The following is a 26,371-nucleotide window of genomic DNA, read 5'->3' on the forward strand; positions in this document are numbered from 1 at the left end:
CGTGACCCTGGCGGAAGGCACCGAGATGGTCATGCCCGGCGACAACGTGTCGTTCGGCGTTGAGCTGATCGCACCGATCGCGATGGAAAACGGTCTGCGCTTCGCCATCCGCGAAGGTGGCCGCACCGTTGGTGCGGGTGTTGTTTCCAAAATTATCGAATAATTTTGGAAAGCGGTGGGCGGCAGTTGCTCTGAATGAGCAATGAGAGCCCACACCGTCGAACTAAAGAAGGCCGCTCCCACAAGGGGCGGCCTTTTTGGTCGAAAGGTTTCCATCATGTTTCTACCGATGGACAATCTCGCAGTCAGATTGGTAACTGGTCTCACAAACACAATTGCAAAGCACGGTATTTCCCAAATGAATCGAGAGCTTAGTTCCAACGAGCGGTCTTTGGCATTATCCATTCTTCCTTGGCTTGCTCATGAGATGTCTTGGCGCTCGCAGCACATGTCACCAGCACCAACGCTTTTGCACGCCGGTGGGCAGTCCAACTTTGAAAAGGGGTTTAGCGCTTTGACCCGGGCGGGGTTAATGCGCAATGAGGGAATCTACGGCTTGCTTACTTGGGAAGCCGGTCAAAGCATCGAGCTGCCAACAGACTATCGACGTGATGATCTTGACGAACTGCTTGAGGCTTTCGCTTGTCATTCGCACTACGCAGACGAGTTTGCTGACCATTACGTGCCCGTAGTGCCCAAAAACAACTCAACGACAAGAATATGCGAGGCCTTCTGTGCTTGCGGCTACATGGAAAGGACACGACGCGGCTGGGCTTGGACAGACTCGTTCGGGCCTTGGTTAGTGTATGAGCATTGCTGGAGACTGTCAGAATATGAAGCTGCAGATGATGAAAGTATCGCCGCTGCACTCGAAAATTTGCCTGTACAGACATTGGAAACACTGAAAGGAAAAACGTGCTCGTTTGAGCCAGACTTCCTCAGAATTCTATTTGTCCAGTACCGGAACGGGGTTTGGTCAGAAGACAACGAGTGGCGGACGGTACCCTCAGATGGTTGGGACATGAACTTGGCCGCTGGTCTTTATGAAAGACTGCAAAAGCCTGGCTACATCTGAGGCGCGCTGTTTTGGTGACCATCGGTTTGTCAAGGACAGCCATTTCCCCCTTGCCAAACCCCACCAACCCCACTAATACGCGCGAGTTCTCGATAAGAACGTCAAGGCGGGGTGATTCCCGCCTTTTGGGTTCGAAGAGGGTTGGCGATGCGCGCTTGTCCTCCTCTCAACCCCAACGCCTGATAAAAGGCTGTATCTATGCAAAGCCAAAACATCCGTATTCGGCTGAAGGCATTTGACTATCGCGTTCTGGATGCCAGCACGCAAGAGATCGTCAACACTGCCAAGCGGACCGGCGCGAACGTGCGCGGCCCGATCCCGCTGCCGAACAAGATTGAGAAGTTCACGGTTCTCCGTGGCCCTCACGTTGACAAGAAATCCCGCGACCAGTTCGAGATCCGCACGCACAAGCGTCTGCTCGACATCGTTGATCCGACCCCCCAGACCGTTGACGCGCTGATGAAGCTCGACCTCGCTGCTGGTGTGGACGTCGAGATCAAACTGCAGTCGTAAGATCGGAGGGTATAAATTATGCGCTCTGGTATTATCGCAAAAAAAGTTGGCATGACCCGCCTGTTCATGGAAGACGGCAAGCAGATCCCTGTGACCGTTCTTCACCTGGACAACCTGCAGGTTGTTGCACAGCGTACCGCTGACAAAGACGGCTACACCGCCGTTCAGCTGGGCGCCGGTGCTGCCAAGGCAAAACGCACCTCGAAAGCCATGCGCGGCCACTATGCCGCTGCCAAGGTCGAGCCCAAGCGTAAGCTGGCCGAGTTCCGCGTCTCCGAAGATGGCCTGATCGATGTAGGTGCCGAGATTTCGGCAGAGCACTTCCTGGAAGGTCAGAAAGTTGACGTTTCGGGTACCTCGATCGGTAAAGGCTTTGCCGGTGCGATGAAGCGTTGGAACTTTGGTGGTCTGCGCGCCTCGCACGGTGTTTCGATCAGCCACCGTTCTCACGGTTCGACTGGCCAGTGTCAGGATCCGGGCAAGGTTTTCAAAGGCAAGAAGATGGCCGGTCACATGGGTGCTGCCCGTGTAACCACCCAGAACCTGGAAGTCGTCAAAACCGACGCCGACCGTGGTCTGGTCTTCATCAAAGGCGCCGTTCCCGGACCGAAATCGGGCTGGGTTACCGTCAAGGACGCCGTCAAGAAGAAAGCACCGGAAGGCCTGCCTTTCCCGGCAGCCGTAAAAGGTGCTGCAACTGAAGCACCTGCGGAAGAAGCTCCCGCGGAAGGTGGTGAAGCATGAAACTTGATGTAATCAAACTGGACGGCGGCAAAGCCGGCGACATCGAGCTGAACGCCGATCTGTTCGGCCTGGAACCGCGTGCGGACATCCTGCACCGTGTGGTCCGTTGGCAGCGCAACAATGCGCAGGCCGGCACCCACAAGGTGAAGACCCGCTCGGAAACCAGCTACTCGACCAAGAAGATCTATCGCCAGAAGGGCACCGGTGGCGCACGCCATGGTGACCGTAATGCGCCGATCTTCCGTGGTGGTGGTATCTACAAAGGCCCCGTGGTGCGTTCGCATGGTCATGACCTGCCGAAGAAGTTCCGCAAGCTTGGCCTGCGCCACGCTCTGTCGGCAAAAGCCAAGGCAGGTGAACTGGTTGTGATCGAGAACGCCGAAGCCGAAGGCAAGACCGCCGCTCTGGCCAAACAGGTTGCAAACCTGGGCTGGAAACGCGCTCTGGTCATCGACGGCGCGACCGTGAACGAAGGGTTCCTGAAGGCGTCGCGCAACATCGAAGGTCTGGATATCCTGCCGTCGATGGGTGCAAACGTTTATGACATCCTCAAGCGTGACACTCTGGTGCTCACCAAAGCGGCTGTCGAAGCACTGGAGGCTCGTCTGAAATGAGCGCGAAGGCAGAACACTACGACGTGATCCGCAAGCCGATCATCACCGAAAAGTCGACCATGGCGTCCGAAAACGGCGCGGTTGTCTTTGAAGTGGCGATCGACAGCAACAAGCCGCAGATCAAAGAGGCCGTTGAGGCGCTGTTTGGTGTGAAGGTCAAAGCGGTGAACACCACCGTGACCAAAGGCAAGGTCAAGCGGTTCCGCGGCCAGCTGGGCCGTCGGAAAGACGTCAAAAAAGCATATGTGACCCTGGAAGAGGGCAACACCATCGACGTATCCACCGGTCTCTGATCGGAACGTCTTTGGAAAAGAACAGAACCCCCGCGAGAGCGGGGGTTTTTTCGTATGGCGGTGACACTGGAAATTGATCTCGCGACGTCGCGGCAATTCCATAAACCGCTTGCGATGCCGGAGTGTTCCTCTATCCGGTTGCAAACGTAATAAAATGGCAGGCGTATGACTCGACCCATAGATTCGACCCCGGGAAAACCGGAAATGGCCGCAGCGCGGGATTGGGTGACGACGCTGGCCAAATACCGTGAGCCGAACCAGATGCGCAGCGCATTCGAGCTTGGCGTCAGCATAGTTCCATTTTTTGCGCTATGGGCTTTGTCCTGGGCGCTTCTGTCGGTCAGCTATTGGCTGGCTTTTGCAATCTCGGTCCTCAATGCGGCCTTTTTGCTGCGCCTGTTTGCGATCCAGCATGATTGCGGGCACGGGGCGTTCTTCAGCAACCGGACGGTCAGTGACTGGGTCGGGCGGATTATCGGAGTGCTGACCCTGACCCCTTATGACGTCTGGCGCCGCACGCATTCCACGCATCACAACAGCTCGGGCAATCTGGACAAGCGCGGGATGGGCGATATCCACACCCTGACCGTGGCCGAGTATCAGGCGCTGAGCCCCTTAAACCGGCTTTGGTATCGTGTGTATCGTCACCCGATCGCCTTGTTTGGCTTTGGGCCGGGCTATCTGTTTCTGCTCCAGAATCGCCTGCCGCTTGGTTTGACGGGGCACATGAAATTCTGGATCAGCGCGATGGCCACCAATCTGGCCATCCTGCTGGCATTGCTGGCCATCTACCACTTTGGCGGGCTGATGCCGTTGTTGCTGATTTTCCTGCCCTCGACCTTGCTGGCCGCAACAGCGGGTGTCTGGCCGTTTTACGTTCAGCATCAGTTCGAAGAGACGCAGTGGGATCCCGATAAGGACTGGCGACTGCACGAGGCCGCCCTGCACGGCAGTTCGCATTATATCCTGCCATCCGTTCTGCAATGGTTTAGTGCCAATATTGGCATCCATCACGTCCATCATCTGTACAGCCGCATTCCGTTCTACCGCCTGACCGAAGTGCTGCGGGACCATGACGAATTGGCAAACAGCAACCGAATGACCATCCGCGAGAGCTTTGCCAACGCCCGGTTGCACCTGTGGGACGAAAAAAGCCGCCGTCTTTTGTCTTTCGCCGAAGCCCGTGCGCTTTATGGATAATGGGTGGAGCGCAAGCGGAACGGCGTAATAAAGCACATGTGACCCTGGGAACGCCGCGGTGAAACGTCTGGGAGTGGACATGAAAGTCGACCCAAAGAATGTACCCTTTGCTGTTAACTTGTTGCGCAACTGGCCCGCAAAACTGTGGGCGGTCAGGCTGCTGGATGCCCTGTCGAAACACCCGATAGCACCGCTTCCGGAGACGTATCAATGCCGCGAGATTCAGATTCTGCGCAGCGACGGCTCGGGCTCGGTCCGGACCCTTGTGATCTCGCCTAAAGCGCAGAAGGAACCCCTGCCTGTTGTCGTGCATCTACATGGCGGCGGATACCTGATCGGGACGCCGGAAAGCTCGTCGTTCAAACCGATCGCCAATCTGCTGAAAGCGACGGACGCCGTATTTGTGGTTCCCGATTATCGGCTGGCAAAGGATATGCCCTACCCGGCGGCGCATGACGATTGTTATGACGCGCTGGTGTGGGCGGCCCGCAATGCCCACGATATCGGCGGGCGGTCTGACCAGATCATTCTCGGCGGCGAAAGCGCCGGAGGCGGGCTGGTCCTGTCCACCGCCCTGCGCGCGCGCGACCGCGGTGAGGTCAATGTCGCGTTCCAGTTCCCGATCTGCCCGATGATCGACGATACCGAGGCCAACTGGACACCGGTCGCTCCGGCCGATCAAAGCTGGCCGCCATCGTTGAACCGATTTGGATGGGACCGGCTTTTGGGGGCAGGGCGACGGGGCGGCGCCGATGTGACCCCTTACGAGGCCCCGATCCGCACGAAAGATTGGTCCGGCCTGCCGCCAACCTTCACCTTTGTTGGCGAATGCGATCTGTTCCATGCCCAGACCTCAGCAATGGTCGAGGCGCTGCGCAACGCGGGCGTGGACGTGGTTTTCGACACGAGGCCGGGCGTTTACCACAGTATGGAGTTTTTTTCCGAGAACCAGCCCGTTTCGCAGGATATTCTGCGGTTTTATCGTGAGACTTTTATAGAGTTCACAGAGAAGTACTTTGCGCCACAGCCTGAAAGACCCGAGTGACAACAATGAAAACAAAACGCGCAGAATGACCAGAGATTCTCAGACGGTAAAGCAGGCCGACAACGCAGCGCCTATCCCGGCCCAGAAGTATCGGGTCGTTGGTACGCGAAAGTCGAAAACAGCTGTGTCTTCGCGCCATGTTCTTCGGCTGGCAGACGAAGGACCCGTGACACTCAGCCCTGAGGCTTTCGCGAACCTGCATATCCACCATATCGACGCAGAAAACTCCGAGGTGTTTTGGTGTCGTGTAAAGGATGAAGCTTCGCTGTCCGGCTACAGCTTTTACTATCAGGGCATTCGACAAAATGCGACTGACGGGTACGCGGTTAAGTTTGGCAATCTCGGATCCTGGCAACGGCCGTTGACGGCGCGACCGGTTTTCATATTTTCGATTGGTCGCTGCGGATCGACGCTGTTTGCCAAGATATGTGATGCGGCTGGTCTTTTGACCTGGTCTGAACCGGACGCTCTAACCAATCTCGCGGGCAACCCGAAATTGCATCATCAGCCTGCGGATTTCCGAATGCTGACTCGGGTCGCTCTTGCAGATATCGCGGATAAAACCCGCTTGGCAGGGCAGAAAAGCATGGGCATAAAGCTGCGGTCAAACGTGACGCCATTCTGTGAAGACCTGTGCAGTCACCATCCGGAATCGGTATGCTTATTCCTGGTACGAGATCCCGTTTCCTGGGCCAGGTCCAGGCACAGGCTGTGGGGCGGGCGACCTGTAGGTTTGGCCCGGCGGTTAAGTGACATGGTTGAGTCCATGCGTCTGGCAAAAGCGCGTGGTCTGAAGATAAGTGTGATAAGCTATGGGGCACTGGTTGCTGATCCGCTGCGGCAAGCCGAGAGGATCGCGCAGGAAGTCGGGGAACTGGAAGTGGATCCTAGTCGGCTTGACGAGGTCATGAGCAGGGACTCGCAGCAAGGCACAACGATTGGGCGAGACGCCGGAAAAGAAATTGCCGAAGATTTCAATGCGCGGTTTGTTCGGGCCCTCCGAAACACGGCGCCTTGGTTGCTTGAACGAAAACCTGAACATTGGTTGGACTAGCACCTTGTTTCGGGCAATCGGCTCCGCTGCTTAGAAAAGTGCGCCTTTGCTGTGGACGGTGTGCAATTGATCTGTTACACGCTCCCAATCTTGCGGCCTCGGATTCGTTCCGGGGCCTCTGATATTTGTAACCGGGGACCTTCGGGGCCCTATACCCTTGGCACCTACGGGGGCCTATCACATAGCGGGGAAACTCCCTGCACTTGCTAAACGGAAGACAGAAAGCATGGCACTCAAGTCGTACAAGCCGACGACGCCGGGCCAGCGCGGGCTGGTGCTGATCGACCGTTCGGAGCTTTGGAAAGGACGTCCGGTCAAGTCTCTCACTGAGGGTTTGACCAAATCGGGCGGCCGGAACAACACCGGACGGATCACTTCACGCCGCCGCGGCGGTGGCGCAAAGCGTCTCTACCGGATCGTTGACTTCAAACGGAACAAATTTGATGTCGCGGCAACCGTCGAGCGGATCGAATATGACCCGAACCGGACCGCATTCATCGCACTGGTAAAATACGAAGACGGCGAGCAGGCATATATCCTGGCTCCGCAGCGTCTGGCTGTTGGTGACAAAGTCATCGCGTCGGCAAAAGCTGACATCAAGCCGGGCAATGCAATGCCGTTCTCGGGCATGCCCATTGGTACCATCGTCCACAACATCGAGATGAAGCCTGGCAAAGGCGGTCAGATCGCACGTGCGGCCGGTACTTACGCTCAGTTCGTTGGCCGCGATGGCGGCTACGCTCAGATCCGTCTGAGCTCGGGCGAGCTGCGCATGGTCCGTCAGGAATGCATGGCCACCGTCGGTGCCGTGTCCAACCCCGACAACTCCAACCAGAACCTCGGTAAAGCCGGTCGTATGCGCCACAAGGGCGTTCGTCCGTCGGTTCGTGGTGTTGCAATGAACCCGATCGATCACCCGCACGGTGGTGGTGAAGGTCGGACCTCGGGTGGCCGTACACCGGTTACACCGTGGGGTAAGGACACCAAGGGTAAGCGTACCCGCAACAAGAACAAAGCGTCCCAGAAGCTGATCATCCGCTCGCGGCACGCCAAGAAGAAGGGACGTTAATCCATGTCTCGCTCTGTTTGGAAGGGTCCTTTCGTCGATGCTTACGTGCTGAAAAAAGCCGAAGCAGCGCGCGAGTCGGGCCGCAACGAAGTCATCAAAATCTGGTCGCGTCGTTCCACCATTCTGCCCCAGTTCGTGGGTCTGACCTTTGGTGTGTACAACGGCCAGAAGCACATTCCCGTCAACGTCTCGGAAGACATGATCGGTCAGAAGTTCGGTGAATACTCGCCGACCCGGACCTATTATGGCCACGCCGCAGACAAAAAAGCGAAGCGGAAGTAAGTCATGGGCAAGGAAAAGAACCCCCGCCGCGTGGCTGAAAACGAAGCAATGGCGAAAACCCGCATGCTTCGCACCAGCCCGCAGAAACTGAACCTGGTTGCGCAAATGATCCGCGGCAAGAAAGTCGAAAAGGCTCTGACCGACCTGACTTTCTCGAACAAGCGTGTCGCGCAGGACGTCAAGAAGTGCCTGCAGTCCGCAATCGCGAATGCCGAAAACAACCACAACCTGGACGTTGACGAGCTGATCGTCGCCGAAGCATGGGTTGGCAAGAACCTGGTCATGAAGCGTGGTCGTCCGCGTGCCCGTGGCCGTTTCGGCAAGATCATGAAGCCGTTCTCGGAGATCACCATCAAGGTGCGTCAAGTTGAGGAGCAAGCCTAATGGGTCATAAAGTAAATCCGATCGGCATGCGCCTGCAGGTCAACCGCACCTGGGACAGCCGCTGGTACGCCGACACCAAGGACTACGGTGATCTTCTGCTGGAAGACCTCAAGATCCGTGAGTTCATCAACAAAGAGTGCAAGCAGGCCGGTGTTGCCCGTGTGATCATCGAACGTCCGCACAAAAAGTGCCGCGTTACGATCCACACTGCACGTCCCGGTGTCATCATCGGCAAGAAAGGTGCAGACATCGAAGTTCTGCGCAAAAAGCTTGCTCGTATGACCGACAGCGAACTGCACCTGAACATCGTCGAAGTGCGCAAGCCCGAGCTTGACGCGCAGCTGGTTGCCGAGTCCATCGCTCAGCAGCTGGAGCGTCGTGTCTCGTTCCGCCGCGCGATGAAGCGGTCGGTTCAGAACGCCATGCGCATGGGCGCCCTGGGTATCCGGGTGAACGTCGCTGGTCGTCTGGGCGGCGCCGAAATCGCACGGACCGAGTGGTACCGCGAAGGCCGCGTGCCTCTGCACACCCTGCGTGCCGACATCGATTACGCACATGCCGAAGCGATGACCCCCTATGGGATCATCGGGATCAAGGTCTGGATCTTCAAAGGTGAGATCATGGAGCACGATCCGCAGGCACGTGACCGTAAAGCACAGGAACTCCAGGACGGCCCTGCACCTCGTGGTGCTGGTGGCGGTCGTCGCTAAGGAGGGAAAGATATGCTTCAACCAAAGCGTACTAAATTCCGCAAGATGCACAAAGGCCGGATCAAGGGTCTCGCCAAGGGCGGCTCTGATCTGAACTTTGGCACATACGGCCTGAAAGCTCTTGAGCCTGAGCGTGTTACCGCACGCCAGATCGAAGCTGCACGTCGTGCCATGACGCGTCACATGAAGCGTCAGGGCCGCGTCTGGATCCGCATCTTCCCCGACACTCCGGTCACGGCCAAGCCGATCGAAGTTCGTATGGGTAAAGGTAAAGGTTCGGTCGACCGTTGGGCCTGCAAGGTCAAGCCTGGCCGCGTGATGTTCGAGATCGACGGCGTCAATGACGATATCGCCCGCGAGGCCCTGCGCCTGGCCGCGATGAAGCTGCCGATCAAGACCCGCGTCGTGGTTCGCGAAGACTGGTAAGCGTTCCGGGGGTAACCCCGTTCGTGACAAGATTGACCCCCGTCGGGATACCGGCGGGGGTTTTTCATTTCTGTGTCATGGCGTTGGATTTGGATTGCGTATTTGGCTGAGGCACCACAAGGTCGCCCCTGATTTGCTGTCGGAAAAACAGGAGGCCTCGATGGTTCAGCTGCGTAAGAAACTCCTTTTCAAAGAGGTGATTACCTCTGACCAGATGGGCCAGCCCTGCGCGCCGATCACCCGTGTCGCGGCTGTGGCGGTGTTCAAAAACCCTTTGGCGGGCGTGTTTTCCGAGGATCTGAGTGCGTTGTTCGACATTGGCGGCACATTGGGCGCGGAATTGGTGGCTGACGCTGTTGCCGAGTTGAAGGCTGCGCCGATCTCATACGGAAAGGCCGCGATTGTGGGCCTGAACGGAGATGCCGAGCATGGCGGAGCACTCATCCACCCCAAGCTTGGCGCCCCGATGCGCGCGGCGATTGGCGGCGGTGAGGCTGTCATCCCGTCGAACGCCAAACTGGGTGCGCCGGGTTGCGCCCTGGACTTGCCGCTGGGGCACAAGGACGATCCATGGTCGATCAACCACTACGATACGATGACCCTGACCATATCTGACGCGCCATTGCCCGATGAGGTGGTGTTGTGTGTGGCCTATGCCGATGGCGGTCGCCCGACGCCACGCTGCGGCAAGGGGCGCATCATAGATTAAGGCCTGAACCAAAGCGGGTGTCGGCCAGAAGGGGGCGGTCTGAAAACCCGGCCTTGAAACAACCAACCCGGTCGGGCAGTCGGCGGGGCGTCCTGTTGCGCTATGGTCATGCGCACCCACAGTTGAATGGCATTGTGGCGTCAGACGTGGCAGGGTTCACGGTAGCTTTGCCGGGAAGGACCGCCATGACGACCATTGTCCGAACCATCCACGACGTCGTGGTGTCTGTGTTCCTGACTTTTGCGGTTTTGTTTGGCGCGACACCTCTCGGGGCGGCCTCACCCGAAGTGAACCTGGGCCATTTCAACGGTCTGGCCATGAACGGCTACGACGTCATGAGCTATTGGCGCGGCGGCAATCCGGAAAAAGGCGATCCCGGGATCACTGCAGATTACAAGGGGGCCACCTGGGTATTTCTGAACGACGAAAACCGGCAGGAGTTTCTGTCTGACCCGGACAGGTTCGCACCTCAGTTCGGCGGCTATTGTGCCTATGCCGCAAGTCAGAATTCCGTGGCGGACGTGGACCCGATTGCGTGGCGTATCTGGGACGACAAACTTTACCTGAATTACAGCATCGAGGTCCGGCGCATCTGGGCCAACAAGATCGATGAGAATATCGCAAAGGCGAACGGGTACTGGCCCGACCTGTTGCAGCAATAGCGTTTGAGCGCTTCCGCCCGCCAAAACGTGTGCCGGGCGCGATATTCACCCGACGTCCTTAAAAAAAATCGATTTGAAGTCTGGCCAATCCCACCGGTTAGTGAAATGACGCCCACATCAACGACATTCTCTCGCGGGCTCGGTGTTTGGCAAGTGTGCAACCGTGCTTTCGCCAACCAGCAAAAACAGCTGAGCGCCGCGATACAGTTCGAAAGCCGAGGAAAACGATGGGCCTTACCTGCCGGGACGTGATGGTCTCGCCCGAAACGCAGAAAACGATACATCCGGATGACACTGTCGCAAAAGCGTTCGACATCATTCGGGACAGCCGGGTGCGCTTTCTTCCCGTTGTCGACGAGAACGGAAAGTTTCTGGGTGTGTTTACCGCACCGACGCTGATCAAGATGATCCTGCCCAAGGCCGCACTGATCGGCATGAGCTCGGAAACAAGCCGGGTGCCGATCAGCAACCTGAGCTTCATGGATCTGACCAAGGAAGATTTCCGCGAACAGGTCACGCGCCTGAATGAGGAACGGGTCGGCGATCACACGTCCAACCCGGCCAACATCCCCGTGACCGCCCCGGATACGCCGGTGATGGAGGGCATCTTCCTGATCCACAAATTCAAGCGCCACGTGTTCCTGGTTGAGCCCGACACCAAACGGTTTGTCGGCACAGTCAGCCCAAACTCGCTGATAGATCACGCGCTGAGTTAACCCCTAAAATACCGGACCAAAATTGTGACCGATCATTCTGTTTCGCATGGAGAACACGCGTTCTCCGTTCCTCAACTGTTGGGGGTTGATCCTCTGTGGATTGCCACTGGCATTCTTGTCGCCGTTTACGCGGTGCTGATCACTGAAAAGGTGAACCGCGCCATTCTGGCGATGCTGGGCGCGTCGCTGATGGTGCTGTTTGGCATCCTCAATCAGGAACAGGCCGTCGCCGGGGTGGATGCAAACACGCTTGCGCTGCTGATCGGCATGATGGTGATTGTGGGGATCACCAGCAAATGCGGGCTGTTTCAATATGTGGCGATCAAGGCGTCGAAGCTTGTGAACGCGAACCCGACCGGCATCCTGATCATGCTGACGCTGATCACGGCGGTATTTTCCGCGCTTCTGGACAACGTGACCACGGTATTGCTGATCGCGCCGATTACCCTGTTGATCACGGATGCGCTGGAAACACCGGTTTTTCCGTTCTTTTTTGCTGAAATTCTGGCCTCGAACGTTGGTGGCACGGCCACGCTGATCGGTGACCCGCCCAACATCATCATCGGCTCAGCCGCCGGGCTGAGTTTCAACGAGTTTGTGGTCAATCTGGCCCCGATCTCGGCGATCTGTCTGGTTGTTCTGACCGGCATCATCTATCTGATGAACCGCCGCACGCTGGCTGCCATTCCAAAATCCGCCAGTGAAAAGATCATGCGCTTTAACGAAGACGAAGCGATCACCGATGTCCGGCTGATGATCAAATCCCTGTTCGTTCTGGCGCTGGTTTTGCTGGGCTTCACTCTGGGCCACAGCTATGGCGTCCAGCCCGGAACCTCGGCGCTGGCGGGTGCGGCGCTGCTGATGCTGCTGGCCTATGGTCACCAGCACGGCGAAGAGCAATCCGAGTCCGTGCACCACATCTTTGGCGAGGTCGAGTGGATCACGATCTTCTTCTTCGGTGGCCTGTTTGTGATTGTCGCGGGTGTGGAGCACGTGGGGCTGCTGGACTTCTTCGGCCAGAAGGTTCTGGAACTGACCGAAGGCGACATGATGTGGACCGCGTTCTTCATCTTCTGGGCGTCAGGTATTCTGTCGGCCATTCTGGATAATATCCCCTTTGTGGCGACGATGATCCCGCTGATCGAATCCACCGCCGACACGTTTGGCGGCCCCGAGGCGATCGAGCCCTTGTGGTGGTCGCTGGCCCTTGGCGCTTGTCTGGGTGGCAACGGCACGCTGCTGGGCGCAAGCGCCAACCTGACCGTCGCGGCCTTTGCCGAGAAGGCCAAGCAGCCCATCGGTTTCGTCAAATTCGCGATCATGGCCTTCCCGATCATGATCCTGACCTTGATGATCGCCAACGTTTATATCTGGCTGCGCTACTTCTATTAAAGCGTTTGGCTTTTAGACGAGTGCAAGCATCGGAAGGCGTGTTCGACCGAAGGTCGAGGCAGCGCATTTCGATACACAATAAACGCTAAACGATTGGTCGCACCCGACCAGCCGCTTTTCTAAGGCGGCTGGTCTCGCCCTTGCGTCCCGGCTGGGCTATAGCCGGGGCATGGCACAGATTGAATCACTCTTCGTAACCCGTCTCTACCGCGCCGCCTTGTCCGAGTTCGATCCCAAGATCGACGCGGATGAGTTGGAAAGCTCTTGCCTTGTCATCGCCGAGGATGATGAGGCCGGGCAGGACTGGTGCGAAGAGAACGGCTATCCCGGCTATACCAGCTATGCCTCGCTGACCGATCTGCCGTGGCGGTTCCCGATCTTCGCCGATCTGGTCAAGGCGCTGGACCAGCACGTGGCGGCCTTTGCCAAGGATTTGGAGTTCGATCTGGGTGAGGGTACGTTGAAGCTGGAGGATTTGTGGATCAACATCCTACCCGAGGGTGGGATGCACTCCAGCCACCTGCATCCGCACAGCGTCATTTCAGGCACGACCTACGTGGCAATGCCCGAAGGGGCGAGCGCGCTGAAACTGGAAGACCCCCGTTCAGGCCGCATGATGGCCGCACCGACACGTCTTAAAGGCGGGCGGCGGGATTTGCAGCCGTTCATCTATATGAAGCCGCAGGTGGGGGACGTCCTGCTCTGGGAAAGCTGGCTGCGCCACGAGGTGCCGATGAACATGGCCGAGGACGAACGGATTTCGGTAAGTTTTAATTATAAGTGGGAATAAACTTCGGCAGTATGTCTAACGAAAATCTTTCCAAGTTTTTTAGCATTCAAAAGCAGCGTTTTGGCCGGTGTCTCGAACCGACCATGGCGTGTGAGAAGAAAGCAATTCGCGCCCATTCTGTTCAAAACGCAAATGCGTTGGAGTTCATAGCGGACAACAACCATGTCTATGAGCTCAAGTTTGAAGTCAAAGACATTCAACCTGAATGCACTTTCAAGTTAGTTGGAAGGAACAACGCTTCTACTTTCACCGGCTTTTGTTCTGATCACGACGCTGAAATTTTTCGTCCAATCGATACGAAGCCACTGTCACTTGATGATAAAGAACAATTGTTTTTGTTGGCTTACCGCTCTGTCACTCGCGAGCTACACGCTACGTTGGAAGGTGCCATGCGGATTCAGTCTACCTATCTGAGTTTAGTGGAGGATGGTAAAGTACCAGCTGACGAGCCAAGCGGGCCTGGGGTAGAAGCGATCCAGCACATGATGAAGGCTTGGGCGGTGTGGAAGTACCGAGCAAAGTTCTTTGATCCCTTGTTCGTGAATCATCGCTTCGAGGAAGTCAGGCACTTAAGTTTCAAGATAAAAAACGAACGACCAAGGATAGCAGCGTCGTCATTCTTTTCTGCTGATCTAAAGTCGTGGGGAAAGCCATTCGCAGCTATTATTTTAAATGTCATCCCGACCGGACCTGAGGAAACTACCGTGTTGTTTAGTTATTCTCGCAGTCATGCACGTCGTGCTGTCAAATACTTAGCGCCAATAATGCAGTCCAAAGGTGAAAGGCAAAAATACGAACTTTCATACCTGCTAATTGATCGGGCCGAGAATTTCTTTCTAAACCCTAGTGTGGTGAACGGTTGGCCGGAAGCTAAGAAGAACATAATTAAACGAGAGTTCTTCGACACAGTTTTGGACGGATCGCCCAAGCGAGTTAAAGATCTGATGCTATTCTAGTGCTTGTCCAAACTTCCTCTTGCCACCCACCCCCCAAACCCTTATACGGCGGCATCCTGCGATCTCCCGGCGTTGTCGGGCGATTCGTATGTCTATCATTCATCCACCAGGTCAAAGGTGACCCGTATACGGGGCCTTCTGGTGTTTTGAGCAAAGGAAAAAGGCGATGAACGCCCAAGAACTGCGTGACAAGACCCCGGACCAGCTCCGCGAGGAACTGGCCAACCTGAAGAAAGAAAGCTTTAACCTGCGCTTTCAACAGGCAACCGGTCAGCTGGAAAACACAGCCGGTATCAAAGCGGCCCGCCGCAATGCTGCCCGTGTCAAAACCATTCTGAACGAAAAGGCCGCTGCCGCGGCATCCGAGGAGTAATCAGATGCCCAAGCGTATCCTGCAAGGCACCGTGACCAGCGACGCCAACGAACAGACCGTAACCGTATCCGTCGAGCGCCGCTTTACGCATCCGGTTCTGAAGAAAACCATCCGTAAGTCCAAGAAATACCGGGCTCACGATGAAAAGAACGCCTTCAAGGTCGGTGACACCGTTCGCATCATCGAATGCGCACCGAAGTCGAAGACGAAACGTTGGGAAGTGCTGGAGGCGTAAGCCTCCGGGATTTTCCCATTTGTCGAAACCCTGGGGGATCTAACAAGACCAGCCCCCACAGGTCGGGAGAAACCACATGATCCAGATGCAGACCAATCTGGATGTCGCTGACAACTCCGGCGCACGCCGAGTTCAGTGCATCAAGGTCCTGGGTGGTTCCAAGCGTAAATACGCCTCCGTTGGCGACATCATTGTCGTCTCGGTGAAGGAAGCCATCCCGCGCGGCCGCGTAAAGAAAGGTGACGTCCGCAAGGCCGTCGTCGTACGCACCGCCAAGGAAGTCCGTCGCGAAGACGGCACCGCGATCCGTTTCGATCGCAACGCCGCCGTCATCCTGAACAACAACAACGAGCCCGTAGGTACCCGTATCTTTGGCCCCGTTGTTCGCGAACTGCGCGGCAAGAACTTCATGAAAATCATCTCGCTGGCTCCGGAGGTGCTGTAATCATGGCTGCTAAACTCCGCAAAGGCGACAAGGTCGTCGTGCTGGCCGGCAAGGACAAGGGCAAAGAGGGAACCATTTCCTCGGTTGACCCCAAAGCCGGTAAAGCTGTTGTCGATGGCATCAACATCGCCATCCGCCACACCCGTCAGTCGCAGAACTCGCAAGGTGGTCGCCTGCCTCAGGCAAACCCGATCGAGCTGTCGAACCTGGCGCTGCTGGACAAGAACGGCAAAGCAACCCGCGTTGGCTTCCGCATGGAAGGTGACAAGAAGGTGCGCTTCGCCAAGACCACAGGGGACGTGATCGATGCTTGATTCCGCAACCTACACCCCGCGTCTGAAAGCTCAGTACGTTGAAACCATCCGTGCCGCTCTGAAAGAAGAGTTCGGCTACAAGAACGACATGCAGCTGCCCAAGCTGGACAAGATCGTTCTGAACATCGGTTGTGGTGCTGAGGCGGTCAAAGACTCGAAGAAAGCGAAAGCTGCTGTCGAGGATCTGACTGCAATCGCTGGTCAACAGGCCGTTTCAACCAAGGCGAAGAAGTCGATCGCGGGTTTCCGCGTCCGGGAAGACATGCCGCTGGGCGCGAAAGTGACCCTGCGCGGTGACCGGATGTACGAATTCCTGGATCGTCTGATCACAATCGCGCTGCCGCGCGTTCGTGACTTCCGCGGTGTGAAGCCGTCTTTCGATGGTCAGGGCAACTTTGCCATGGGCATGAAAGAGCACATCGTGTTCCCGGAAATCGACTTCGACAAGGTCGACGAGGTCTGGGGCCTGGATATCGTAATTGCCACCACAGCGAAAACCGACGCTGAAGCTAAGGCACTGTTGAAAGCTTTCAACATGCCGTTCAACGCGTAAGCGCCGGGAGGATTGAGACATGGCTAAAAAAGCAATGATCGAACGCGAGAAGAAGCGCGAACGCCTGGTGGCCAAATTTGCCGCAAAGCGTGCCGAGCTGAAAGAAATCGCGAATGACGAGAGCCGCCCGATGGAAGAGCGTTTCAAAGCGCGTCTGAAACTGGCGAAACTGCCGCGCAACAGCTCGGCTACCCGTCTGCACAACCGCTGTCAGCTGACCGGTCGTCCCCACGCTTACTACCGTAAGCTGAAGGTCAGCCGTATCGCGCTGCGCGAGCTGGGTTCTGCTGGTCAGATCCCCGGCATGGTGAAATCGAGCTGGTAAGGGAGACATAGATATGAATGATCCTATCGGCGATATGCTCACCCGTATCCGCAACGCGCAAATGCGCGGCAAGTCCACCGTTTCCACCCCGGCTTCCAAGCTGCGCGGTTGGGTTCTGGATGTGCTGGCGGACGAAGGCTACATCCGTGGCTATGAAAAGACGACCGGTGAAAACGGTCATCCGGCCATCGAAATCAGCCTGAAATACTACGAAGGCACCCCTGTCATTCGCGAACTCAAGCGGGTCTCGAAGCCCGGCCGTCGCGTCTATATGGGCGTCAATGACATCCCGCAGGTCCGTCAGGGTCTGGGCGTGTCGATTGTCAGCACTCCGAAAGGTGTGATGTCGGACGCAAACGCTCGCTCCAACAATGTTGGCGGCGAAGTGCTCTGCACCGTCTTCTAAGGAGGTCTGCAATGTCTCGTATTGGTAAAAAACCGGTCGAGCTGCCCAGCGGCGTAACCGCCTCTGTGTCAGGTCAGACCATCGAAGTGAAGGGTCCGAAAGGCACCCGCAGCTTCACCGCCACCGACGACGTTACGCTGTCGGTTGAAGACAACGTGGTCAAGATCGACCCCCGTGGCATGTCCAAGCGTGCCCGCCAGCAGTGGGGCATGAGCCGCACCATGGTTGCCAATCTGGTAACCGGTGTGACGACTGGCTTCAAAAAAGAGCTGGAGATCCAGGGTGTTGGTTACCGGGCGCAGATGCAGGGCAACACCCTGAAGCTGAACCTGGGCTACAGCCACGATGTTGATTTCACTGCTCCGGAAGGTGTCACCATCACCGCGCCGAAGCAGACCGAGATCGTTGTGGAAGGTATCGACCAGCAGCAGGTGGGCGAAGTCGCGGCCAAAATCCGCGAATGGCGCCGCCCCGAGCCGTATAAAGGCAAGGGCATCCGCTATAAGGGCGAGTTCATCTTCCGCAAGGAAGGCAAGAAGAAGTAAGGACGCAGACAATGGCAAACAGCAAAAGAACCCTGTTTCTGAAGCGCCGCCTGCGCGTTCGGAACAAACTTCGCAAAGTCAACGCCGGCCGTGTACGCCTGTCGGTTCACCGTTCGAACAAGAATATCAGCGTCCAGCTGATCGACGACGTTCGTGGCGTGACCCTGGCTTCGGCCTCGACCCTGGAAAAAGATCTGGGTGTAGTTGGCAAGAACAACGTCGAAGCGGCCACCAAAGTGGGCGCGGCCATCGCCGAGCGTGCCAAGAAGGCAGGCGTCGAAGAGGCCTATTTCGATCGTGGTGGCTTCCTGTTCCACGGCAAGGTGAAGGCAGTTGCCGACGCCGCGCGTGAAGGTGGTCTGAAGATCTGATGTGGCGATGGGTGCAAGCACCCATCCTACACGACAAAGAACCGTAGGATGGGTGCTTGCACCCATCTTGCTTTGTAGGCGGGTCCGCCCGCCTCGATGATCGGGGGGCCTGGATTTCTTTCGTGGCTCACTTCGATTGAGAAAACTGGCGCGACAAGCGCCACATGAGAAAAGGGATGCCAAATGGCAGAACGTGAAAACCGTCGGGGCCGTGGCCGCGACCGTGAAGAAGCACCGGAATTTGCCGATCGTCTGGTCGCAATCAACCGCGTGTCGAAAACCGTAAAAGGTGGTAAGCGCTTTGGCTTCGCCGCTCTGGTGGTTGTTGGCGATCAGAAAGGCCGCGTCGGCTTTGGCAAGGGTAAAGCGAAAGAAGTACCTGAAGCCATCCGCAAGGCGACCGAACAAGCCAAGCGTCAGATGATCCGCGTGCAACTGCGCGAAGGTCGGACTCTGCACCACGACATCGAAGGCCGTCACGGCGCCGGTAAAGTGGTTATGCGCACCGCGCCTGAAGGTACCGGTATCATCGCCGGTGGTCCGATGCGTGCCGTGTTCGAAATGCTGGGCGTCAAGGACGTTGTGTCCAAGTCGCTGGGCTCGCAGAACCCGTACAACATGATCCGCGCCACCATCAACGGCCTGCAGAAAGAGCAGAGCCCGCGTTCGGTTGCCGCACGTCGTGGTAAAAAAGTTGCCGACATCCTGCCCAAGCGGGACGAAGCACCGGCTGAAGCCGAAGCGTAAGGAGTAGCGAGCAATGGCAAAAACCATCGTCGTCAAGCAGATCGGTTCCCCGATCCGCCGCCCCGCCGAACAGCGCGCAACCCTGATCGGTCTGGGCCTGAACAAGATGCACCGCACACGCGAGCTAGAGGATACGCCTTCGGTCCGCGGCATGGTCAACAAGATCCCGCATCTGGTTGAGATCATCGAAGAGCGCGACTAAGCGCGATTGAACTTCAAGTGAAAACACCCCCGGAACTTTCGGGGGTGTTTTTCGTTTGAGGGTTTCGATTTGACGAGCCTAAAGTCTCGTTTCCTTCCTCGAAATCACGTCAGCGTTCACTTCCGAACCCATACGACGCAGGTGTCGCATATCTGTCCCACAGCACCCGCCGAATACATGCACAGACGGGTTTTCTTTCACGATTTGGGCAATTTCCCGTCCCAGTTGCCACGGGTTGCCTTCGTCAAGATACTCGGCCTCGTCGAGTTCGGCGTGCGAGCAGCTTGAGGCATTGGCAACGACCCCTTTCAACCGGGGGTGATTGTCCATGGCACTCGCGAAATGGGACGGATGAGCGCAGTTGACCATATGGAACAGCGCTGACGCATCTGTCGCTTCATCTATTTGGTCTATCGCTTCGGCAAGACTCAGGCCGCTGGCCAGCCGACCGTCGGTTTCCACAACCAATGACATCACGATAGGCAGATTCAGACGCCGCGCTGCAAGAATGCACCCAATCGCCTCGGAGGGACGGTTGAACGTGTAGGCGGTGACGAGGTCAACGCTGGTTTCTTTCAGTGTGGCCAGCTGAGCAGTGTGATACGCGCAGGCTTCATCTTCTGGCATGGCGGGAATATCAGCATATGGATCGTAACGAGGTCCGATGCAGGCGGATACCAGAATGTCGTCACGACCGGCTGACCGACGGATTTCATCCATCAAGGACACTGCATCCCGATTGACCGCATCCAGTCGATCTTTGTCATATCCCAAGGGGGCTGCGCGATCGGCGTTTGCCATCCAGGTGGGCGCGTCCAGAATGCATCCCAGGCCCAGTTCCCCCGCAAGTTGCGCCAGTTCGACCATCTGGTCAGCCAGAATTGCGCGTGTGTCCGGATGCTCGAGCAGGGGAAATGACGCAAAGCCCGGCAGCTCGACGCCTCGGTCGAATATCAGATCGGTGCCGGTTCCCGTGTATAGAAGAAAGTACTTTTCCCCCTTGGTTAGAAGATCCAATGACATGATTTCGCACCCTGCATCCTGCGCTGACATCTGCGCAAGACTACCATTTTTTTCGAAACGTGAGAAGCAATCGGGCCAATTCTGGTTTGCCGGGCCAGAAGGTTTCGATCAATTGGCGCTTGGTCGTGCCATTCCCGAAACGCATACCGGCTAGACCGAAACTTCCGTTGTTAGCGTTACCAGCCACGCCTATCTGAGCCTTGTCCAAGTAAGGAACAAACAAGCGAACATTGGGGAATACGCCCCAATACAGAAAGGAAATGAGATATGGCAAACACAGCTACTTTTTCGAACACCGGATTCAACTTCAGCGCCCGCGTTGCAACCTTGGTTGAGCGCTTCAAGGCAGCCCGTGCCCGTGCGGCGGAATACCAGCGCACCTATTCCGAGCTGCAGCGTCTGAGCAACCGCGAACTGGACGACATCGGCGTCCGTCGCTGCGATATCGCGGATATCGCGCGTGAGCATGCATATTGCTCGTAAAAATACCCCACCACTCACAGTGAAAGAGGCGCCGTTCGGGCGCCACTTTTGCTTTTTGGCGGCAATCGACAACAAACCTTGCAACTGAAGGCACAACGCTGTAGAGCGCTCCGGTGGATTTCCGTCCACGAGAATCAAAACCAAGAAACGCCGTGGTTGGCCCATCACGCTTCGGGGGTCACATCCGGCTAAGGAGAAGCGAAATGAAACTGAACGAATTGCGCGACAATCCTGGCGCCGCACCGAAACGCACCCGCGTTGGCCGCGGTCCGGGTTCCGGCAAAGGTAAAATGGGTGGCCGTGGTATCAAAGGCCAGAAATCCCGTTCGGGTGTGGCCATCAACGGCTACGAAGGCGGCCAGATGCCGCTGTACCAGCGCCTGCCCAAGCGTGGCTTCAACAAGCCGAACCGCAAGGAATTCGCTGTTATCAACCTGGGCCTGATCCAGAAATTCGTCGATGCCGGCAAGCTGGACGCCAAAGCTGCGATCACCGAAGACGCGCTGGTTGCTTCCGGTCTGGTTCGTCGCAAGCTGGACGGCATCCGCGTTCTGGCCAAAGGCGAAATCAGCGCCAAGGTGAACCTGGAAGTCACCGGTGCATCGAAAGCCGCTGTCGAAGCGGTCGAGAAAGCGGGCGGCTCACTTAAGGTCACAAAAGCTGCTGCGGCAGAGTAAGCGCTTGTGAGCGGGCCCAGACCCGCTTACATAGACCTCACAGTTTTCCTAGACGCCGTCCGAGCCGGAAAACGGTTCCGGGCGGCGTTTGCATAAGAGAGACCGATTTATGGTATCAGCAGCAGAACAAATGGCAGCCAATACAAGCTGGGCTGCCCTTGGCAAAGCCACCGATCTGCGCAACCGCATCCTGTTCACGCTGGGTTTGCTGATCGTCTATCGTCTGGGCACCTTCATTCCGGTGCCGGGGATTGACGGACAGGCGCTGCGCGAGTTCATGGAACAGGCGGGGCAGGGCATCGGCGGCATGGTTTCGATGTTCACCGGCGGGGCGCTGGGTCGGATGGGTATCTTTGCCCTCGGCATCATGCCTTATATCTCGGCCTCGATCATCGTGCAGCTGCTGACATCTATGGTTCCCGCGCTCGAACAGCTCAAGAAAGAGGGCGAGCAGGGGCGCAAAAAGATCAACCAGTACACCCGTTTCGGCACCGTGGCGCTTGCTACCGTTCAGGCCTATGGTCTGGCCGTGTCGCTGGAATCGGGCGATCTGGCGACCGATCCGGGGCTGTATTTCCGCTTTTCGACCATGATCACTCTGGTTGGCGGCACCATGTTCCTGATGTGGCTGGGTGAGCAGATCACCGCGCGCGGCATCGGCAACGGGATTTCCCTGATCATCTTCGTCGGCATCATTGCAGAGGTTCCGGCTGCGCTGGCGCAGTTCTTTGCCTCGGGCCGCAGCGGTGCGATCAGCCCCGCAGTGATCGTTGGTGTGATCGTCATGGTCATCGCCGTGATTACCTTTGTGGTCTTCATGGAGCGCGCGCTGCGCAAGATCCACATCCAATACCCGCGTCGTCAGGCCGGTATGAAAGTCTATGAGGGTGGATCCAGCCACCTGCCAGTCAAGGTCAACCCAGCGGGCGTGATCCCGGCGATCTTTGCCAGCTCGCTGCTGCTGCTGCCGGTGACGATCTCGACCTTCTCGTCGGGGGCGGCCAACGGTCCGATCATGTCCTGGATGCTGGCCAACTTTGGCCCCGGACAGCCGCTGTATCTGCTGTTCTTTGCGTCGATGATCGTGTTCTTCGCCTATTTCTACACGTTCAACGTGTCGTTCAAACCGGATGATGTGGCGGACAATCTGAAAAAGCAGAACGGCTTTGTCCCCGGTATCCGTCCGGGCAAGAAAACCGCCGAATATCTGGAATACGTGGTTAACCGCGTGCTGGTTCTGGGCTCGGCCTATCTGGCGGCGGTCTGTCTGTTGCCTGAAATCCTTCGGGGCCAGTTTGCCATCCCGTTCTACTTCGGCGGCACCTCGGTTCTGATTATCGTCTCTGTAACCATGGACACGATCCAGCAGGTTCAGAGCCATTTGCTGGCGCATCAATACGAAGGGCTGATCGAAAAGTCCCAACTGCGCGGCAAAAGCAAGAAACGCGGCAGGAAGGGACCGGCTCGTCGATGAACATCATTCTTCTTGGCCCCCCGGGGGCCGGTAAAGGGACGCAGGCGCGTCACCTGGTCGAAACACGCGGCATGGTCCAGCTGAGCACCGGCGACATGCTGCGCGAGGCCAAGGACAGCGGCACCGAAATGGGCAACCGCGTGGCCGAGGTCATGGCCAAGGGTGAGTTGGTCACCGATGAGATCGTCATCGGCCTGATCCGCGAAAAGCTGGAGCAGGGCGCCGAGGGTGGTTTCATCTTTGACGGTTTCCCGCGCACGCTGGCGCAGTCGGACGCGCTGGGTGAATTGCTGGACAGCACCGGCAACAGCCTGGACGCGGTGATCGAGATGGAAGTCGACGATACCGCGCTGGTCCAGCGCATCACGGCCCGGTCGACCTGTGGCGGATGCGGTGAAGTCTATAACGACATCACCAAACCGATTCCTGCAGATGGAAAATGCACCAACTGCGGCAAGGAAAACGACTTCAAGCGCCGCGCCGACGACAATGAGGAAAGCCTCAAGACCCGTCTGATGGAATACTACAAAAAGACCTCGCCGCTGATCGGCTACTACTATGCCAAAGGTGCGTTGACCAAGGTCAACGGGCTGGGCGAGATCGCCGAAGTTCAGGGCGCAATTGCCGGTGTTCTTGACAACTAATCGTAAGGTCTTATCTTTTTGTTAGCAAAGCACGCGTAATACGTGCATGTCAGGAGGCTTGTATGCTTGTCTTTCGCGAAGGTTACAGGGATTAACGATCCCCGATGAACTGCACTGCAGAAATGGTCGAAGCCACGCAAATACTGGTTTGCGTGGCTTCTGAGTCCGGGATTGAGTGGTTAATACGCTATTTTGGTGGGCCGGCGGCCATTTTGACCTCGGCCCTCATCGCTTTTTTCATGGCGCGCGCCACAATCAGGGCAAACCAGACAACTGCCCGCAGGCTGGCGACTTTGAACCTGATCGAGCGTTCGGAATCCACGGAATACTATCAGGAACGGTATGTCGCGTTCAGGGATGCGCGGCAGGACGAAAACGGGTTGTCGGCGCTGTTCAGCCCCAGCAATGCTGTGCTGCAGAAACAACGCCGCCTTGTGCTTGAGATGCTCAACCACTACGAGCTGATTGCCAGTGGGATAAAGGCCGGGATTCTCGACGCCGACTACTATAAAAAGTACATGCGCTCGACGTTTGTCAGGGATTGGTTGGCTGCAAAACCCCTGGTGGACCACATCCGGAAGCCGACGCCGGACAGCGGGGCAGACGTGCCTGCCAACAGCGCGTTCAGTGAGTTTGAAGGGCTGGCCGCGGAGTGGGAAGCCGAAATGAAAGCAGAGGGTTTGCTATAAATTGTCAGTGGCCGGGGCCAAAGCTCCGGTTGGAGTATTGACGTCAGGCCCAAAAGCCCATATCGACCCACATCCCTTTGGGAATCACCCGTGCGTGCGAGATTCGTCGCGCGCGCTACTACCTCGAAATAATGCTGGATCCTCTGGCGTCACTGCCAAGATCAAGTGTTGTGAAAAAAGGTTCCGGAGTTACGGAACCGCAACAAAAAGGAAAGTGACACGTGGCACGTATTGCCGGCGTAAACATCCCGACTGCCAAGCGGGTACCTATCGCCCTCACATATATCACCGGAATCGGCAACACCTCGGCCAAAGCGATCTGCGAAGCTGTAGGCATTGAAGCGACCCGTCGCGTCAACGAACTGTCCGACGCCGAAGTTCTGAAAATCCGCGAATACATCGACGAAAACTACACCGTTGAAGGTGATCTGCGTCGTGAAGTTCAGATGAACGTCAAGCGCCTGATGGACCTGGGCTGCTATCGCGGTCTGCGTCACCGCCGCAACCTGCCGGTTCGCGGTCAGCGCACCCACACCAACGCTCGTACCCGCAAAGGCCCCGCAAAGGCCATCGCTGGTAAGAAGAAATAAGGGAGGGTCTGACTGATGGCACGTGATAAGACTCGCGTTAAGCGCAAAGAGCGGAAGAACATCGCATCGGGCGTCGCCCATGTGAACTCGACCTTCAACAACACCAAGATCCTGATCTCGGACGTACAGGGCAACGCCATTTCGTGGTCGTCTGCCGGTACCATGGGCTTCAAGGGATCGCGGAAATCGACCCCCTACGCCGCTCAGATGGCTGCTGAAGATGCAGGCAAGAAGGCGCAGGAACATGGCGTCAAGACGCTGGAAGTCGAAGTTCAGGGCCCCGGTTCGGGTCGTGAATCGGCTCTGCGCGCGCTGGCTGCCGTGGGCTTCAACATCACGTCGATCCGCGACGTGACACCGATTGCTCACAACGGCTGCCGCCCGCCGAAGCGTCGCCGCGTCTAAGCGATTTTGAATTGAGCTGGGGCCAGTGTTTTTGCACGGCCCCAGCACGTCATTTTGAACCTCGGGCGTCTGCACCTTGTTGGTCATGGGGCGCGGACAGGAATGGAGGGATTACATGATCCACAAGAATTGGGCAGAATTGATCAAGCCGACCCAGCTGGACGGCAAGCCGGGCAACGACCCTGCACGTCAGGCAACCCTGGTTGCTGAACCGCTGGAGCGTGGCTTTGGTCTGACCTTGGGCAACGCCCTGCGCCGCGTTTTGATGAGCTCGCTGCAAGGCGCGGCCATCACCAGCGTTCAGATCGACAACGTCCTGCACGAGTTCTCCTCGGTTGCGGGCGTGCGTGAGGACGTCACCGACATCATCCTGAACCTCAAAGGCGTGTCGCTGCGCATGGAAGTCGAAGGCCCCAAGCGCCTGTCGATCAATGCCAAAGGCCCCGCCGTTGTCACCGCTGGCGACATCAGCGAAAGCGCCGGCATCGAGGTTCTGAACCGCGACCACGTCATCTGCCACCTGGACGATGGCGCCGATCTCTTCATGGAACTGACCGTCAACACAGGCAAGGGTTACGTTTCGGCTGAGAAGAACAAGCCCGAAGACGCGCCCATTGGCCTGATCCCGATCGACGCGATCTATTCTCCGGTCAAGAAGGTCGCCTATGACGTTCAGCCGACCCGTGAAGGTCAGGTTCTGGACTATGACAAGCTGACCCTGAAGATCGAAACCGACGGGTCGATCACGCCCGAGGACGCGCTGGCCTATGCTGCGCGCATCCTGCAGGACCAGTTGTCGATCTTCGTCAACTTCGACGAGCCGGAATCGGCCGGCCGCCAGGACGAGGATGACGGTCTGGAGTTCAATCCGCTTCTGCTGAAGAAAGTGGACGAACTGGAACTGTCGGTCCGTTCGGCAAACTGCCTGAAGAACGACAACATCGTCTATATCGGCGACCTGATCCAGAAGACCGAAGCCGAGATGCTGCGCACCCCGAACTTCGGCCGCAAATCGCTGAACGAGATCAAGGAAGTGCTGTCCGGCATGGGTCTGCACCTTGGCATGGATGTCGAGGACTGGCCGCCCGACAACATCGAAGATCTGGCGAAGAAATTCGAAGACGCGTTCTGAAGTGGTGCCGGGCTGAAGCCCGGCCTACTTCGGTCCAACCCGTAGGGCGGGCTTCAGGCCGGCACAAGCAACAACAAAAGCCCGGACCACCGGGGGAAACAAGT

At 57.2% G+C, this 26,371-nt stretch carries 40 protein-coding genes; 39 read left to right on the forward strand and 1 reads right to left on the reverse strand.

Annotated features, from left to right (window positions below):
- The 31 genes from ACR0MO_RS20815 to rpmD form a co-directional block, all read left to right on the forward strand.
- A partial coding sequence (locus ACR0MO_RS20815; protein WP_480642961.1) for an EF-Tu C-terminal domain-related protein occupies window positions 1–163 on the forward strand: 163 nt, incomplete at its 5' end.
- A 114-nt stretch (window positions 164–277) separates the two neighbouring features.
- Window positions 278–1,075, forward strand: a complete 798-nt coding sequence (locus ACR0MO_RS20820; RefSeq protein ID WP_170524995.1) for a hypothetical protein — start codon at window positions 278–280, stop codon at window positions 1,073–1,075.
- A 198-nt stretch (window positions 1,076–1,273) separates the two neighbouring features.
- Window positions 1,274–1,588 carry a 30S ribosomal protein S10 gene (gene rpsJ, locus ACR0MO_RS20825; RefSeq protein WP_008756422.1) on the forward strand — a complete coding sequence of 105 codons (315 nt, stop codon included), beginning with the start codon at window positions 1,274–1,276 and terminating at the stop codon, window positions 1,586–1,588.
- An 18-nt stretch (window positions 1,589–1,606) separates the two neighbouring features.
- Window positions 1,607–2,332: a 50S ribosomal protein L3 gene (gene rplC / locus ACR0MO_RS20830; protein ID WP_298391073.1), complete on the forward strand. Its 726-nt coding sequence runs from the start codon at window positions 1,607–1,609 to the stop codon at window positions 2,330–2,332.
- Window positions 2,329–2,946 (forward strand): 50S ribosomal protein L4, encoded by a 618-nt coding sequence (gene rplD / locus ACR0MO_RS20835; protein WP_170589889.1) that lies wholly within the window; start codon window positions 2,329–2,331, stop codon window positions 2,944–2,946. The genes rplC and rplD overlap by 4 nt, the downstream gene beginning before the upstream one ends.
- Window positions 2,943–3,239, forward strand: a complete 297-nt coding sequence (locus ACR0MO_RS20840) for a 50S ribosomal protein L23 (protein WP_008757532.1) — start codon at window positions 2,943–2,945, stop codon at window positions 3,237–3,239. The genes rplD and ACR0MO_RS20840 overlap by 4 nt, the downstream gene beginning before the upstream one ends.
- A 165-nt stretch (window positions 3,240–3,404) precedes the next feature.
- The gene (locus ACR0MO_RS20845) at window positions 3,405–4,439 is read left to right on the forward strand and encodes a fatty acid desaturase (protein ID WP_480893140.1); all 1,035 of its coding nucleotides are present in this window, start codon (window positions 3,405–3,407) and stop codon (window positions 4,437–4,439) included.
- 79 nt (window positions 4,440–4,518) lie between these two features.
- Entirely contained in the window at window positions 4,519–5,484 is a 966-nt protein-coding gene (locus ACR0MO_RS20850) for an alpha/beta hydrolase (protein ID WP_480780913.1), read from the forward strand.
- Window positions 5,456–6,538 carry a hypothetical protein gene (locus ACR0MO_RS20855; protein ID WP_170456152.1) on the forward strand — a complete coding sequence of 361 codons (1,083 nt, stop codon included), beginning with the start codon at window positions 5,456–5,458 and terminating at the stop codon, window positions 6,536–6,538. Before ACR0MO_RS20850 ends, ACR0MO_RS20855 begins: the two co-directional genes overlap by 29 nt.
- A 226-nt stretch (window positions 6,539–6,764) precedes the next feature.
- Complete coding sequence (rplB, locus tag ACR0MO_RS20860) at window positions 6,765–7,607, forward strand: 50S ribosomal protein L2 (protein WP_170356688.1); 843 nt, start codon at window positions 6,765–6,767, stop codon at window positions 7,605–7,607.
- A gap of 3 nt (window positions 7,608–7,610) precedes the next feature.
- Window positions 7,611–7,889: a 30S ribosomal protein S19 gene (rpsS, locus tag ACR0MO_RS20865; protein ID WP_005980699.1), complete on the forward strand. Its 279-nt coding sequence runs from the start codon at window positions 7,611–7,613 to the stop codon at window positions 7,887–7,889.
- 3 nt (window positions 7,890–7,892) lie between these two features.
- A complete protein-coding gene (gene rplV, locus ACR0MO_RS20870) occupies window positions 7,893–8,273 on the forward strand; it encodes a 50S ribosomal protein L22 (RefSeq protein ID WP_039538267.1) in 381 nt (126 codons plus the stop codon).
- Entirely contained in the window at window positions 8,273–8,983 is a 711-nt protein-coding gene (gene rpsC, locus ACR0MO_RS20875) for a 30S ribosomal protein S3 (RefSeq protein ID WP_008758042.1), read from the forward strand. Before rplV ends, rpsC begins: the two co-directional genes overlap by 1 nt.
- 12 nt (window positions 8,984–8,995) lie before the next feature.
- Entirely contained in the window at window positions 8,996–9,409 is a 414-nt protein-coding gene (gene rplP / locus ACR0MO_RS20880) for a 50S ribosomal protein L16 (RefSeq protein WP_058283513.1), read from the forward strand.
- Window positions 9,410–9,569: 160 nt separating this feature from the next.
- On the forward strand, window positions 9,570–10,118 hold the full coding sequence (locus ACR0MO_RS20885; protein WP_170456150.1) for an amino acid synthesis family protein: 549 nt from the start codon (window positions 9,570–9,572) through the stop codon (window positions 10,116–10,118).
- A gap of 185 nt (window positions 10,119–10,303) precedes the next feature.
- Entirely contained in the window at window positions 10,304–10,780 is a 477-nt protein-coding gene (locus tag ACR0MO_RS20890) for a YHS domain-containing (seleno)protein (protein ID WP_480893143.1), read from the forward strand.
- 227 nt (window positions 10,781–11,007) lie between these two features.
- Complete coding sequence (locus tag ACR0MO_RS20895; RefSeq protein WP_170456146.1) at window positions 11,008–11,496, forward strand: CBS domain-containing protein; 489 nt, start codon at window positions 11,008–11,010, stop codon at window positions 11,494–11,496.
- Between the two features lie 24 nt (window positions 11,497–11,520).
- Entirely contained in the window at window positions 11,521–12,888 is a 1,368-nt protein-coding gene (locus ACR0MO_RS20900) for an ArsB/NhaD family transporter (protein WP_480893145.1), read from the forward strand.
- Window positions 12,889–13,057: 169 nt separating this feature from the next.
- The gene (locus ACR0MO_RS20905) at window positions 13,058–13,678 is read left to right on the forward strand and encodes a 2OG-Fe(II) oxygenase family protein (protein WP_480893147.1); all 621 of its coding nucleotides are present in this window, start codon (window positions 13,058–13,060) and stop codon (window positions 13,676–13,678) included.
- 11 nt (window positions 13,679–13,689) lie between these two features.
- On the forward strand, window positions 13,690–14,634 hold the full coding sequence (locus ACR0MO_RS20910) for a hypothetical protein (RefSeq protein ID WP_480893149.1): 945 nt from the start codon (window positions 13,690–13,692) through the stop codon (window positions 14,632–14,634).
- A gap of 166 nt (window positions 14,635–14,800) precedes the next feature.
- Entirely contained in the window at window positions 14,801–15,007 is a 207-nt protein-coding gene (gene rpmC, locus ACR0MO_RS20915) for a 50S ribosomal protein L29 (RefSeq protein WP_010437082.1), read from the forward strand.
- Window positions 15,008–15,011: 4 nt separating this feature from the next.
- Window positions 15,012–15,242 carry a 30S ribosomal protein S17 gene (gene rpsQ / locus ACR0MO_RS20920; protein ID WP_068340771.1) on the forward strand — a complete coding sequence of 77 codons (231 nt, stop codon included), beginning with the start codon at window positions 15,012–15,014 and terminating at the stop codon, window positions 15,240–15,242.
- 76 nt (window positions 15,243–15,318) lie between these two features.
- Window positions 15,319–15,687 (forward strand): 50S ribosomal protein L14, encoded by a 369-nt coding sequence (gene rplN, locus ACR0MO_RS20925; protein ID WP_008757934.1) that lies wholly within the window; start codon window positions 15,319–15,321, stop codon window positions 15,685–15,687.
- Between the two features lie 2 nt (window positions 15,688–15,689).
- Complete coding sequence (gene rplX / locus ACR0MO_RS20930; protein ID WP_170456139.1) at window positions 15,690–16,001, forward strand: 50S ribosomal protein L24; 312 nt, start codon at window positions 15,690–15,692, stop codon at window positions 15,999–16,001.
- Window positions 15,994–16,554 carry a 50S ribosomal protein L5 gene (gene rplE, locus ACR0MO_RS20935; RefSeq protein WP_170524974.1) on the forward strand — a complete coding sequence of 187 codons (561 nt, stop codon included), beginning with the start codon at window positions 15,994–15,996 and terminating at the stop codon, window positions 16,552–16,554. The genes rplX and rplE overlap by 8 nt, the downstream gene beginning before the upstream one ends.
- A 19-nt stretch (window positions 16,555–16,573) precedes the next feature.
- Entirely contained in the window at window positions 16,574–16,879 is a 306-nt protein-coding gene (rpsN, locus tag ACR0MO_RS20940) for a 30S ribosomal protein S14 (RefSeq protein WP_480893151.1), read from the forward strand.
- Window positions 16,880–16,892: 13 nt separating this feature from the next.
- Window positions 16,893–17,285: a 30S ribosomal protein S8 gene (gene rpsH, locus ACR0MO_RS20945; RefSeq protein ID WP_068340741.1), complete on the forward strand. Its 393-nt coding sequence runs from the start codon at window positions 16,893–16,895 to the stop codon at window positions 17,283–17,285.
- 11 nt (window positions 17,286–17,296) lie between these two features.
- Window positions 17,297–17,830 (forward strand): 50S ribosomal protein L6, encoded by a 534-nt coding sequence (gene rplF, locus ACR0MO_RS20950; RefSeq protein WP_170456135.1) that lies wholly within the window; start codon window positions 17,297–17,299, stop codon window positions 17,828–17,830.
- An 11-nt stretch (window positions 17,831–17,841) separates the two neighbouring features.
- On the forward strand, window positions 17,842–18,201 hold the full coding sequence (rplR, locus tag ACR0MO_RS20955; protein ID WP_039523386.1) for a 50S ribosomal protein L18: 360 nt from the start codon (window positions 17,842–17,844) through the stop codon (window positions 18,199–18,201).
- A 183-nt stretch (window positions 18,202–18,384) separates the two neighbouring features.
- Complete coding sequence (rpsE, locus tag ACR0MO_RS20960; RefSeq protein WP_170356677.1) at window positions 18,385–18,948, forward strand: 30S ribosomal protein S5; 564 nt, start codon at window positions 18,385–18,387, stop codon at window positions 18,946–18,948.
- A gap of 13 nt (window positions 18,949–18,961) precedes the next feature.
- On the forward strand, window positions 18,962–19,150 hold the full coding sequence (gene rpmD, locus ACR0MO_RS20965) for a 50S ribosomal protein L30 (RefSeq protein ID WP_170456133.1): 189 nt from the start codon (window positions 18,962–18,964) through the stop codon (window positions 19,148–19,150).
- A gap of 78 nt (window positions 19,151–19,228) precedes the next feature.
- On the opposite strand, the gene ACR0MO_RS20970 is transcribed toward rpmD, so the two are convergent.
- Window positions 19,229–20,173 (reverse strand): homocysteine S-methyltransferase family protein, encoded by a 945-nt coding sequence (locus tag ACR0MO_RS20970; RefSeq protein ID WP_480893153.1) that lies wholly within the window; start codon window positions 20,171–20,173, stop codon window positions 19,229–19,231.
- Window positions 20,174–20,440: 267 nt separating this feature from the next.
- On the opposite strand from ACR0MO_RS20970, the gene ACR0MO_RS20975 reads away from it, so the two are divergent.
- The 8 genes from ACR0MO_RS20975 to ACR0MO_RS21010 all read left to right on the forward strand — a co-directional run bounded on the left by ACR0MO_RS20975 (window position 20,441) and on the right by ACR0MO_RS21010 (window position 26,267).
- Window positions 20,441–20,656, forward strand: coding sequence for a DUF1127 domain-containing protein (locus tag ACR0MO_RS20975; protein ID WP_170456129.1), 216 nt, complete (start codon window positions 20,441–20,443; stop codon window positions 20,654–20,656).
- A 203-nt stretch (window positions 20,657–20,859) separates the two neighbouring features.
- A complete protein-coding gene (gene rplO / locus ACR0MO_RS20980; protein ID WP_170456127.1) occupies window positions 20,860–21,333 on the forward strand; it encodes a 50S ribosomal protein L15 in 474 nt (157 codons plus the stop codon).
- Window positions 21,334–21,442: 109 nt separating this feature from the next.
- Complete coding sequence (secY, locus tag ACR0MO_RS20985; protein WP_170456125.1) at window positions 21,443–22,807, forward strand: preprotein translocase subunit SecY; 1,365 nt, start codon at window positions 21,443–21,445, stop codon at window positions 22,805–22,807.
- Window positions 22,804–23,451 (forward strand): adenylate kinase, encoded by a 648-nt coding sequence (locus tag ACR0MO_RS20990; protein WP_480627261.1) that lies wholly within the window; start codon window positions 22,804–22,806, stop codon window positions 23,449–23,451. Before secY ends, ACR0MO_RS20990 begins: the two co-directional genes overlap by 4 nt.
- A gap of 104 nt (window positions 23,452–23,555) precedes the next feature.
- Window positions 23,556–24,140: a DUF4760 domain-containing protein gene (locus ACR0MO_RS20995; RefSeq protein WP_480627260.1), complete on the forward strand. Its 585-nt coding sequence runs from the start codon at window positions 23,556–23,558 to the stop codon at window positions 24,138–24,140.
- Window positions 24,141–24,361: 221 nt separating this feature from the next.
- Window positions 24,362–24,730, forward strand: a complete 369-nt coding sequence (gene rpsM, locus ACR0MO_RS21000) for a 30S ribosomal protein S13 (RefSeq protein ID WP_170456119.1) — start codon at window positions 24,362–24,364, stop codon at window positions 24,728–24,730.
- 15 nt (window positions 24,731–24,745) lie between these two features.
- Window positions 24,746–25,135, forward strand: coding sequence for a 30S ribosomal protein S11 (gene rpsK, locus ACR0MO_RS21005; protein ID WP_008757289.1), 390 nt, complete (start codon window positions 24,746–24,748; stop codon window positions 25,133–25,135).
- Between the two features lie 115 nt (window positions 25,136–25,250).
- A complete protein-coding gene (locus tag ACR0MO_RS21010) occupies window positions 25,251–26,267 on the forward strand; it encodes a DNA-directed RNA polymerase subunit alpha (RefSeq protein WP_170377644.1) in 1,017 nt (338 codons plus the stop codon).
- Window positions 26,268–26,371: the final 104 nt, after the last annotated feature.

This window comes from Ruegeria sp. K5, assembly GCF_056531805.1.